13 protein-coding genes are annotated in these 11,625 nt (G+C 38.2%); 7 read left to right on the top strand and 6 right to left on the bottom strand.

Annotated features, from left to right (window positions below; translation table 11 throughout):
- Positions 1–37 precede the first annotated feature (37 nt).
- Genes ACJJVU_RS01550 through ACJJVU_RS01525 form a run of 6 tightly spaced genes read left to right on the top strand, consistent with a single transcriptional unit; the run spans position 38 to position 4,516 of the window.
- Positions 38–484, top strand: a complete 447-nt coding sequence (locus ACJJVU_RS01550) for a RimK/LysX family protein (RefSeq protein WP_339845992.1) — start codon at positions 38–40, stop codon at positions 482–484.
- Positions 459–1,331 (top strand): 30S ribosomal protein S6--L-glutamate ligase, encoded by an 873-nt coding sequence (gene rimK, locus ACJJVU_RS01545; protein WP_298323259.1) that lies wholly within the window; start codon positions 459–461, stop codon positions 1,329–1,331. Before ACJJVU_RS01550 ends, rimK begins: the two co-directional genes overlap by 26 nt.
- 6 nt (positions 1,332–1,337) lie before the next feature.
- Entirely contained in the window at positions 1,338–2,336 is a 999-nt protein-coding gene (locus ACJJVU_RS01540) for a succinylglutamate desuccinylase/aspartoacylase family protein (RefSeq protein ID WP_405221545.1), read from the top strand.
- Entirely contained in the window at positions 2,317–2,880 is a 564-nt protein-coding gene (locus ACJJVU_RS01535; protein WP_405227415.1) for a 5-formyltetrahydrofolate cyclo-ligase, read from the top strand. The genes ACJJVU_RS01540 and ACJJVU_RS01535 overlap by 20 nt, the downstream gene beginning before the upstream one ends.
- A 47-nt stretch (positions 2,881–2,927) precedes the next feature.
- Positions 2,928–4,076 (top strand): ATP-binding protein, encoded by a 1,149-nt coding sequence (locus ACJJVU_RS01530; protein WP_405221542.1) that lies wholly within the window; start codon positions 2,928–2,930, stop codon positions 4,074–4,076.
- Positions 4,077–4,099: 23 nt separating this feature from the next.
- On the top strand, positions 4,100–4,516 hold the full coding sequence (locus tag ACJJVU_RS01525; protein WP_035335035.1) for a response regulator: 417 nt from the start codon (positions 4,100–4,102) through the stop codon (positions 4,514–4,516).
- Here ACJJVU_RS01525 and ACJJVU_RS01520 read toward each other — a convergent pair.
- The 6 genes from ACJJVU_RS01520 to ACJJVU_RS01495 all read right to left on the bottom strand — a co-directional run bounded on the left by ACJJVU_RS01520 (position 4,513) and on the right by ACJJVU_RS01495 (position 11,062).
- Positions 4,513–5,148 carry a lipoprotein signal peptidase gene (locus tag ACJJVU_RS01520; RefSeq protein WP_405221539.1) on the bottom strand — a complete coding sequence of 212 codons (636 nt, stop codon included), beginning with the start codon at positions 5,146–5,148 and terminating at the stop codon, positions 4,513–4,515. The genes ACJJVU_RS01525 and ACJJVU_RS01520 overlap by 4 nt on opposite strands.
- Positions 5,149–5,182: 34 nt before the next feature.
- Positions 5,183–5,809 (bottom strand): hypothetical protein, encoded by a 627-nt coding sequence (locus ACJJVU_RS01515; RefSeq protein WP_405221537.1) that lies wholly within the window; start codon positions 5,807–5,809, stop codon positions 5,183–5,185.
- Positions 5,810–5,907: 98 nt separating this feature from the next.
- Positions 5,908–6,291: a TraR/DksA C4-type zinc finger protein gene (locus ACJJVU_RS01510; protein WP_035335029.1), complete on the bottom strand. Its 384-nt coding sequence runs from the start codon at positions 6,289–6,291 to the stop codon at positions 5,908–5,910.
- Between the two features lie 2 nt (positions 6,292–6,293).
- Positions 6,294–9,701 carry an isoleucine--tRNA ligase gene (ileS, locus tag ACJJVU_RS01505; RefSeq protein WP_405221534.1) on the bottom strand — a complete coding sequence of 1,136 codons (3,408 nt, stop codon included), beginning with the start codon at positions 9,699–9,701 and terminating at the stop codon, positions 6,294–6,296.
- Between the two features lie 106 nt (positions 9,702–9,807).
- Entirely contained in the window at positions 9,808–10,443 is a 636-nt protein-coding gene (locus ACJJVU_RS01500) for a porin family protein (protein ID WP_405221531.1), read from the bottom strand.
- Between the two features lie 28 nt (positions 10,444–10,471).
- Entirely contained in the window at positions 10,472–11,062 is a 591-nt protein-coding gene (locus ACJJVU_RS01495) for a carboxymuconolactone decarboxylase family protein (protein ID WP_035335022.1), read from the bottom strand.
- A gap of 106 nt (positions 11,063–11,168) precedes the next feature.
- On the opposite strand from ACJJVU_RS01495, the gene ACJJVU_RS01490 reads away from it, so the two are divergent.
- On the top strand, positions 11,169–11,621 hold the full coding sequence (locus ACJJVU_RS01490; RefSeq protein ID WP_035335019.1) for an OsmC family protein: 453 nt from the start codon (positions 11,169–11,171) through the stop codon (positions 11,619–11,621).
- Positions 11,622–11,625 lie beyond the last annotated feature (4 nt).

Here is an 11,625-nt window from a genome sequence, read left to right as displayed (position 1 = left end):
TTATAAAGAAAGTACATATTTTATACCTTGCCATACTATGCCAAAACGCACTATAGGTCGCACTGACAAAGCAGATTTTCCAGTTTTAGGATTTTACGATATTGATATTAAGATCGATACGGGTGCTTACACCTCCTCAATACATTGTCACAGTATTGTTGAAAAGGAAAACAAACTAGTGTGCACATTCTTTGATGAAGAGCATCCACTCTATAATGGTCAAGAAATGATTTTTGAGGAGTATGATATTGCCGTTGTGCGCAGCAGCAATGGAGAAACTCAATATAGATATCAAGTTCAGAGTAGTATTACTATCTTTAGTAAGACTTACAAGATATCATTAACGCTCTCGTCAAGAGAAGATATGAGGTTTCCTGTTCTCATAGGAAGGAAATTTCTAACAAAAAAATTCATCGTGGATACAGAGTTTACAGACGTATCCTATAATCTTAAAAACAATGAATCTAAAGATATTATCTCGTAACCCACATTTATACAGTACATCTAGACTTGTAGAAGTAGGATTAAAGAGAGGGCATAGCGTTGAGGTGATTGATCCCCTTAAATGTGACCTTATCATAGAAAAGAAAAAGCCTACGGTCTTTTATAAAGGACGCACGCTAGAAACAGCAGATGCAATTATACCTCGTATAGGTGCTTCTATTACTTTTTATGGTACTGCTGTGGTAAGACAGTTTGAGATGATGGATGCTTTTACGACCACTACGTCTCAGGCACTTGTGAGAAGTAGAGATAAACTGCGTAGTTTACAAGTGTTATCTAGATCAAAACTAGGGCTGCCTAAGACTATTTTTACAAACTACTCGAGAGATGTGGAGGAGATGATTGCTCATGTAGGAGGGGCACCTCTTATTATAAAACTTCTTGAGGGAACTCAAGGGTTAGGTGTAGTACTCGCAGAGACCAAAAATGCAGCAGAATCTGTAATTGAAGCTTTTAATGGACTAGAAGCCCGAGTGATCGTACAAGAATATATCAAGGAAGCAAAAGGAGCAGACATTAGAGCATTTGTAGTAGATGGTCAGATTGTAGGAGCTATGAAGCGCCAAGGTAAAGAAGGAGAGTTTCGTTCTAATTTGCATAGAGGAGGAACTGCAGAAATTATAACCTTAACAGACGAAGAGGAAAATGCAGCTATAAAAGCAGCAAAAGCCATGGGTCTAGGTGTAGCGGGTGTAGATATGCTGCAAAGTGATCGCGGCCCACTTATTCTAGAAGTGAACTCATCTCCAGGTTTAGAAGGGATCGAAAAGGCTACTGGAAAAGATATCGCCAAAACGATTATTCGCTATATTGAACGTAATATATAAGAGATTGTGCCAAAAATAGACGACAATAACATCCTCACATTACTAGGCGAGCAAGTATTACCTGGTGAGAGCGCTACTATAAATTTTAATATTGCAAAGCTTTATACGGCCACCTCTGTAGAGGTTCCCATTATTATAGAGCGAGCAAAAAAGCCGGGTCCAGTAATTTTAATTACTTCTGGAATTCACGGGGATGAAATTAATGGAGTTGAAATCGTACGCCAGCTCATCGCAAAAAAGATAAATAAGCCTAAGCTAGGAACCATCATCTGTGTGCCGGTGGTAAATATCTTTGGATTTTTAGATATGAAACGCACGTTTCCAGATGGAAGAGATCTCAATCGTGTATTCCCAGGTAATCCACGAGGATCTCTTGCGAGTAGATTTGCTTACCAATTTGTAAAGAAAATATTACCAGTAGCCGATATATGTTTGGATTTTCACACTGGTGGAGCATCTAGATTTAATGTTGCTCAAGTACGCATAGAACCCTCAGATGAGACGTCCTTGAAGTATGGTTCTATCTTTAACGCACCATTTACGCTTCATTCTAAAATGATACCAAAATCATATAGAGCCACTTGTGCGAGAATGGGAAAACCAGTGATTCTTTTTGAAGGTGGGAAGTCTAAAGTAAGTGACAAGGAAATTGCACGACTAGGAGTTTTTGGAACCATGAGAATATTAGACCATCTAGAAATGCTTGGTGCTAATTTTGAAGTGCCAGAAGTTCTAAAAGAATCGGTAACGGTAGATGCTACTACGTGGCTTAGAGCACAATATTCTGGACTATTACATACTAAAGTGAGTTGTGGTGAGCGGCTATCTGTAGGCCAGCATATAGCTACAATCACAGATCCGTACGGTAAGTTTCGTCATGTTGTTAAGGCAAAAAACGAAGGATACGTGATTAATGTAAACGAGGCATCGCTAGTCTATCAAGGAGACGCAATTTTCAATATATCTATAGACCGCATACCTAATGATGACCAAGCAGGAGCTTAGAAAAAAGTATAAAGACTTAAGAGCTGCACTTACACAAGATGAGCGCGACGAGCGAAGTTTAGAAATCGCAAATCAAGCGCTCTCTATGAATATATGGAATCATGATTACTATCATATTTTCCTACCAATAGACCGATTGCGCGAAATAGACACTCAGTATCTTCTCTCCATTCTAGGAGGGAAAGATAAGAATGTTATAATCTCAAAGTCAAATTTTCAAGAAAACACGCTATCTCATTATTTACTCACAGACAATACTAAAATAGTAGTTAACGAGTATGGAATACCAGAACCCGAAGATGGAATAGAAATATCTGCATCTAAACTTGACGTTGTATTTATCCCACTTCTTGCTTATGATGAGCAGGGCAATCGTATAGGATACGGTAAAGGTTTTTATGACCGTTTTCTTGCTCAATGCAAGCCAGATGTTATAAAAATTGGTCTTAGCTATTTTGAGCCAGAAGAGCATTTAATCGACATAAACACACAAGACATCGGCATAAATCGCTGTATTTCACCGAAAAAGATATATAGTTTTTAAAAAATTATGAATATTATGGTATATTCATCACTATATAACTTATAGTGATGAATTTATCTAGATTGTCTTTAAAGGGAAAAAAGAATGCTGCCGTAGAAAAAAATATAGCGAGCACTTCCGATTATTTTTCGATGGATAATTTCTACTATAGACAGATTTCTGAACTTACGGGAGCAGGAGGATGGAGTGTCGATTTTAAGAATAAAAAGAGCTTCTTTGATGAGCAAGCAAGAAATATTCTTAACGTACCTAAAGACTATAAGCCCACATTAAATACTGGTTTTAATTTTTATGCAGAGGAGCATATGGATAAAGCCACAGCACTCTTTTTTGATTGTGCTCAAGGAAAATCTTTTTCTACTCATGTAAAGATGAGAACCTATGATGGAGAAATATTCTGGGCAAAAGCAAGTGGACGTCCTCTTAGGGATAATGATAGGGAGATTATAGGTATACGTGGGGTTTTTCAAAATATTCATGAGGAGAAGCTTCGTGAAGAACAGTTAGAGCAGTCTTTTAGGTTAATACAAGGACACAACTCAAGGCTATACGATTTTGCTCATATTATTTCTCATAATTTGAGATCCCAAGTTGGAAACTTACAAATGTCTGCGGCGCTATTTGACACCTCAAACCTAAGTGCAGACCAAAACGAATTACTTCAGAATTTTACAAAAATTGGAAAGAGTCTAGATATCACCTTAAAACATCTCAATAAGATAGTAAGCGTACATAGCGTAGCTAGTAAAACTAGAGATAGCGTTGTAATTGATGAGGTATACAAGCGCGTAGTCGCCGGATTATCGCAAACAATAAGAGAAAATAAGGTCGTAATGTATACAGATTTCTCAGAAGTAGAGGAGATCCCATACATCGAAGCGTATCTAGAAAGTATTTTGCAAAACTTAATTACAAACGCAATACGATATAAGCATCCAGAGCGTGATCCAGAAATCTCTTTATATACCTATGAAGAAAATGGAAAAGTACACCTTCTTGTAAAAGACAACGGATTAGGCATAGACTTAGAGAAGCATGGAGAAGAGCTTTTTAAAATCTATAAAACTTTTCACGGTAATGATGATGCCTTGGGTCTAGGCTTGTTTCTCACTCGTAATGAAGTAGAGGCAATGGGCGGAGAAATCAACGTAGAGAGTAAAGTAGGTAAGGGATCAAAATTTATAGTAACGTTATAATAAACCAGCACACACCATTAACAATGGCGGAATATCCGATAGAAATAGCATGTATAATTGACGACGATGAGATGTACGTTAGTTTAATCACAAAGGTGATAGACATACGTAAACTTGCAAAAAATCTTATCGTTTTTAAAAATGGCGAACAAGCTCTTGATTACTTCGTCAAAACATTCTTACATAAGGAGGAACAAGCTATCCCGCAAATAATCCTGCTGGATCTCAACATGCCGGTAATGGATGGTTGGAAGTTTCTAGAAGAGCTCAGCAAGTACAACTTTCCAGCACTTAAAAATAGCACGCTATATATTGTAAGCTCCTCTATAAATCCGGTTGATATAAAGCGATCTCAAGAATTTAATCTAGTAAAAGACTTCTTAGTAAAACCTATTGGCCTTGACGACCTAGCAGCGGTCTTTAAAAAGGAAGTGGCCTAAGCTTCAATCTTATTATCTTTCTCGTCCTGAGGAAATACTCTTTTATTAAATACAAGCAGTATTCCTACTCCAGTGCTTATTGCCATATCTGCTATGTTGAAGATAGCATTAAAGAAAGTAAATGTTTTACCACCTAAAAATGGAACCCATTCTGGCCACATTGCATCTTGAATAAACGGGAAATAGAGCATATCTACCACCTTCCCAAAGAGAGGGTCTGCATATCCACCACCATCAGGCATAAAAGTTGCAATCTGACTCGTTGTACTCTCGCTAAAAATAGATCCATAGATAAGCGAATCTATAATATTACCTACTGCTCCAGCAAAGACGAGCGATAGTGCAATCACAAGAAGCTTAGGTGCGTTATTTACTGCAGATTTGTATAAGTAGTACCCAATTACAGGCGCTATGATAAGTCTAAAAAGTGATAGGGTAATCTTACCGTATTTACCAGGCAACTCTACTCCCCATGCGGCTCCTTGATTTTCAACAAAAAAGATTTGAAACCAGTCTAAACCAAAAATCTGGATACTCTCACGTAGGTAAAAGTTAGTTTTTATATAAACCTTCAATACCTGATCTACTAATAAAATCAGGAAAACAATAAGGGCGACTTTCTTAAGAGACATAATTATATTTTGACAAGGGACAAAAATAGGTTATTCACAACGATTTTGCTATCGTGATATCACCATGTATACTTTCTAGCGTTATAGGTGATCCTAGTGTGATTTCTGGCGATATAACGATAATACCGTTACGAGATTGTGCAGTAATACTCGCTTTATCAATATCAAGATAGATACTTCCAGAGATGGTGTTTATAGTTGCGCTTTCGCGAAAGCGGAATCCTTCTCCCTTAAAGTGTCCTCTTCCCAAATCCATGTGTACTTGCCCGAAGGTTCCTTGCGTATCTACACCTGCAAGAGTGCTATATACAGATACGTCTAGTCCCACAGGAACAGTTATTTCAAGCTCAATAGCCATCACTTTATGCGCAGAGAGTTTATCATTAAAAGGCTCGTAATCTGGTGTCTTGCCTGTTGTAATTTTAAGTACGTTTTTGGCGATATCAGTGTTTAATAAGGTAGACGCAAATATTTCTCCGTCTATAATGGTATGCACGGTAATTTGATCAGTATCTGCAGCGGTAATTGTAATCTCAAAAATCTCATTACTATTAATGTATAATTCTTTTATACTCGCAGCATCATAGGTTTGCGACAGCCGCTTTTGAGCAACCATAGCAGTAGTAAATAAGGTAAGTAATAAAGCGAGAGATATTCTCATTATAAAAACTTTGTAAAAATTAAAAGCGCTCAGAGAGCGCTTTTTTATAACATCCTTTTGAGAATGGAGTACTTTGTAATTCTAATCTAAGAAAGGACTTACGCCTGCATATTCTTAGCCTCAATACTCAATGTAGCGTGTGGTACTAACTTTAATCGCTCTGGATTAATAAGTTTACCAGTCACACGACAAATTCCGTAAGTCTTATTCTGTATGCGTGTAAGTGCATTTTTAAGATCACGTATAAATTTTTCTTGACGTATAGCAAGAGCGCTGTTTGCCTCCTTACTCATCGTCGCACTACCTTCCTCAAAAGATTTAAATTGTGGAGAGGTGTCATCTGTACCATTATCTCCATCATTGAGATAAGCACTTTTGATAAGCTCAAGATCGTGTTGTGCTTTATCTATCTTTTTAAGAATGAGCTGCTTGAATTCCTCAAGCTGCGCATCATTAAATCTTTCTTGTATATCGTCTGCCATTACTAGTGTTTTGAAATGGATAAAAATGTTGTTATGTCGTCAAAAGCAATCTCCAGTCCATCACTTAATTTAGGTACTAGTTCTAGAGAATCTGCTAGTGTTTCTGCTTTAATATAGTCTGCGTTAGTCAGTACTGTCTGAGCAATTGACGGCTCTTCTTGTAGCTGTATATGGATACGATCTGTCACTTCAAATCCAGAGTCCTTACGTAGGTTCTGTATACGGTTAACCAATTCTCGTGCCACACCTTCTTTTTTGAGCTCTTCACTTATTGTAACATCTAGAGCTACTGTTACTCCAGCATTACTTGCAACTAGCCACCCTTCAATGTCTTGCGATGTTATCTCAACGTCACCAGCCTGCAAAATAGTATTTTCTCCATTAATTTCGACGGTTAATTCTCCATCTTGCTCAATTTTTGCAATATCCTCAGCTTGTAGTGAGTTTATCTTGCTAGCAATGAGCTTCATGTCTTTCCCAAAACGAGGTCCTAATACTTTAAAGTTAGGCTTAATTTGCTTCACTAAGATCCCAGAATCGTCAGAAATAAGCTCAATCTCCTTAACATTTACCTCAGATTTAATCAAATCTGCTACGGCAAGTATCTCATTCTTATCATTTTCATTAAGCACAGGGATCATAATACGCTGTAAAGGTTGGCGCACTTTTATCTTCTCTTTTGCTCTTAATGATAGTGTTAGTGAGCTTACTATTTGTGCTTTTTGCATTTTATGCTCAAGAGCAGCATCTATATAAGTTGCATCACTCACTGGGAATTCTGCAAGGTGTATGCTCTCAAAATCTTCTTTTCCAGTAGCAGCATTGAGATCCTTATAGAGTTTCTCCATAAAGAATGGTGCAACAGGAGCACTAAGCTTTGCTACGGTCTCAAGACACGTATATAATGTCTGGTATGCAGAGATTTTATCTGTGGCATATTCACCTTTCCAGAAACGTCTTCTACTTAATCTTACAAACCAGTTAGATAGGTTTTCTTGTACAAAGGTGTCTATCGCTCTAGTTGCTTTAGTAGGCTCATATTCTTCATAAAACTTATCTACAGTTGTGATAAGACTATGAAGTTCTGATAGTATCCATCTGTCTATTTCAGGTCGTTGAGAAAGTTCTATTTCCGCTTCCGCGAAAGAGAAATTATCAAGATTTGCATACAGTGCAAAGAAGTTATACGTGTTGTAAAGTGTCCCAAAGAACTTACGTTTTACCTCTTCAATTCCTTCTAAATCAAACTTGAGGTTGTCCCAAGGGTTTGCATTAGAAATCATGTACCAGCGCGTTGCATCTGGCCCGTATTTTTCTAAGGTCTCAAAAGGATCTGTTGCATTACCAAGACGCTTAGACATCTTTTGCCCATTCTTGTCAAGTACAAGTCCGTTAGAAACTACATTTTTATAAGCAACATCATCAAAGATCATCGTTGCAATCGCGTGTAGTGTATAAAACCATCCACGAGTTTGATCAACACCTTCGGCTATAAAATCTGCTTTACGCCAAGTGTCTTCTACAAGTTCTTTATTTTCAAAAGGGTAGTGCCATTGTGCATAAGGCATAGATCCAGAGTCAAACCATACATCTATAAGGTCTGCCTCACGTGTCATAGGCTGCCCACTATCTGAAACTAGCGTAATTTTATCTACAATGTTTTTATGAAGATCTACAAGCTCATAATTCTCCTCACTCATATCGCCCACTTTAAACCCTTCAAAAGGATCTGCATCCATCACACCTTTGTCAAGTGCTTTTTGGATTTCGGCTTTAAGTTCGGCTATAGAGCCTATGAGTATTTCTTCTTTTCCATCTTCGGTACGCCATATAGGAAGCGGTATTCCCCAGAAACGGCTACGTGATAAATTCCAGTCGTTTGCATTTGCAAGCCAGTTTCCAAAGCGTCCTTCACCTGTAGACTTAGGCTTCCAATTGATGCCAAGGTTAAGCTCGTGCATACGATCTTTAAAATCGGTCACTTTTATAAACCAGGAATCTAGCGGGTAGTAAAGTACTGGCTTATCTGTACGCCAGCAATGTGGGTAACTGTGCACGTACTTCTCTACCTTAAAGGCTTTATTTTCTTCTTTTAAGCGTATCGCAAGTTCCACGTCCATAGAACGTTCTGGAGCCTCACCATCTGCATAATATTCATTCTTGATGTACTTGTTTCCAAACTCTTTGAGCTCAGGGCGAAATTTCCCCTGAAGATCTACAAGCGGCACAAGATTACCATCTTCATTCTTAATAAGAAGTGGCGGAATTTCTGGTGAAGCTAGTTTTGCAACCAAAGCATCATCTGCACCAAAAGTAGGTGCCGTGTGTACGATACCTGTTCCATCCTCTGTAGTTACAAAGTCACCAGCTATCACACGGAAAGCATCTTGAGGATTATCATTAGGTTGTACAAAGTCAAATAGTTGCTCGTAGCGAAGTTCAAGAAGGTCTGCTCCTTTAAATTCTCTAGCTACGAAGTATGGTATTTTCTTATCTCCAGCATTGTATGTGTCCAGTTCTTCTTTCGCGGAAGCGGAAACAAATTTTTTGTCAAACTGCTTAGAGACTAAGTTCTTTGCAAGGATAACTTTTACTGGCTCAAATGTGTACTGGTTAAATGTCTCAACGAGTACATAATCTATCTTCTTCCCTACGGTAAGTGCCGTGTTTGAAGGTAGTGTCCAGGGTGTCGTCGTCCAGGCGATAAAGTAGGTTTGCCCATCTGCAAGTTCTTTTGCAAGTGGGTTTTCACCTTGATCTGTGATTTTAAATTGTGCAACCACCGTAGTATCCGTAACATCACGGTAACATCCAGGCTGGTTAAGTTCGTGAGAGCTTAAGCCTGTTCCTGCCTTAGGAGAATACGGCTGGATGGTGTACCCTTTGTACAGTAAATCTTTGTTATAGATTTGCTTAAGGAGCCACCATACGGTTTCCATATATTTGGCCTTGTAGGTGATGTATGGATCTTCCATATCTACCCAGTAGCCCATTTTTTCAGTAAGGTCGTTCCAGATATCTGTGTAGCGCATCACGGCTTTTTTACAAGCTTCGTTATACTCTTCTACAGTGATTTTTGTGCCAATATCTTCTTTGGTAATACCAAGTTCTTTTTCAACACCAAGTTCTACAGGAAGTCCGTGTGTATCCCATCCCGCTTTACGCTTTACCTGAAAGCCTTTCATCGTTTTGTAACGAGGAAAGATATCTTTAATCGCACGTGCTAGTACGTGGTGTACACCCGGCAGTCCGTTTGCCGAAGGTGGTCCTTCAAAAAACACATACGGTTTTGCTCCTTCTCGAGAAGTAACCGACTTCTCAAAAACGTCATTTTCTTTCCAGTAGGCAAGTACCTCGCTAGCGATGTTAGGAAGGTCTAATCCTTTATATTCAGTGAACTTAGCGCTCATTTTGTAGTCTTTAAATGTTGTGCGCGAATTTACGAGATTTTTAGGCAATAAAGAAGTGCCTCAAGATGATAACATCTTGAGGCACTTCTTTGAAATCTATTAATGACTAAAGTTTGTAAGCAAGCCCCAGTTGAAATACTGAAGCCTTCACAGAATTTTGATTAGTAAGACCTCTAAAGTAGCCTAATTCAATCATCATGTTCTCCGAAGCTTTATAGCCTATTCTTGCGCTTGCATCAACCCCTATTTTATCATCATCTTGAAATCGAGAAACTACTAGCTCATCACCGTTCTCTACTTCTGTTTCGAAGCTTAGTGTGTAGGTAATTTGCGGACCAAGAAATAAGCTAAAGTCACTACCAATCTTATATTGTAATAGTATAGGCAGCAGAAGCTTACTCTGTTTTACATTTACATCTTCTTCATTCTCAAAAAATGTAGGGTCGTTTTGATCAAATACTAGAACTTGGCTATAATCTATGTCTAGTTTAGCTCCTTGACTGCTGTAAAGCAATTCTGGTTGTAGCGAGAACTTATCACTGAGGCTAATGTTTATAAAACCACCTGCATAAAAGCCAACTTTGGCATTGAAATCTAAAAAATCATTATTTGAATCTTCAAATTCATAAACGAGATTAGCGTAATTGAGTCCACCTCTTATGCCATAACTTATATCATTTTGAGCATAAGAAACTGTAACTATAAAAAGACAAATTGTTAATGAGAAAATTATTTTTTTCATTCTTTTAAATTAAATTTCAAATATAAACTTACACGTGTTTTCCTACTTCAAAACCGTGCTTTCCGAGGTATTGATTTCCAGAATCTATGGCGTCTTCCTCTAGGGTAGTTCCCATGGAGTCATTCCAGCGGTTAAGGTATCCAAAGAGTGAAATCACTCCCAGCATTTCTACAATCTCACCTTCATCCCAGTATTTATATAATTCTTCCTTGATTTTTGCGTCTACGGCATTTGGCACTTGACTTGCTGCAAGTGAAAAATCAAGCGCAGCACGCTCTGCATCAGAAAAAGCAGCGTGATGTCTGTATTCCCAGATGTTATCTAGTTGTTCTTGCTCTGCGCCATAACGTTCTGCAGCACGTATGGCGTGCGCCTGGCAATAACGACATCCAGTAGCATTACTAGAAACCCAAGCAATCATACGTTTCAATGCAGAAGTTACTCGGCCTTGATTTGCCATCACGGCTTTGTTAAGATTTATAAATGCTCGTGAGATATCTGGACGGCGCTGCATTGTAAGTACAGAGTTAGGACAAAAACCTAGCGTCTCATTAAAAAATAGCGCAAGTTCTTTGGTTGTCTCATCATGTTCGGCAGAGAGTGGTGTTACTAATGGCATCGTATATATTTTAAATTAATGTTCTTATTTACGCTTTCGCGAAAGCAATATAGGCATTTTATCTACCAATTTTGTACCTTCATATTTCAAGCAAAACACACATAAAATGGCTGGACATACAGTAACTACAATTTATAAGCAAGGAATGCAATTTGAAACAGATAGCCCTACGGGTTATAAGGTTTTAATAGATACTTCTCCAGAAAATGGAGGTAATAACGATGGAATGGGGCCTAAGGCGATGATGCTTTCTGGTCTTGCGGGATGTACTGGTTTAGACATTGTTTTTGTGCTAAATAAAATGAGGGTAGACGTGCCTAAATTTAAAATGATTGTAAAAGGAGAACTCACAGAGGAGCACCCTAAAACATATCACACCGTATGGCTAGATTATCACTTTTATGGTGATGACTTAAATGAAGAAAAAATCCAAAAAGCAGTAACACTCTCTGAAGAGCAATACTGTGGAGTGATGGAAATGTTCCGAAAATTTGCCGATTTAAAAGTAGGCGTACACTTTCACGCACTTTCTGAATTAAATGAAGAGAGCGAAAACTAGAAAA

This window comes from Dokdonia sp. Asnod1-B02, assembly GCF_045063955.1.
Taxonomy (GTDB): domain Bacteria; phylum Bacteroidota; class Bacteroidia; order Flavobacteriales; family Flavobacteriaceae; genus Dokdonia.
Note: the sequence above shows the minus strand (reverse complement) of the source record. Positions and strands in the feature narration are given on the sequence as shown.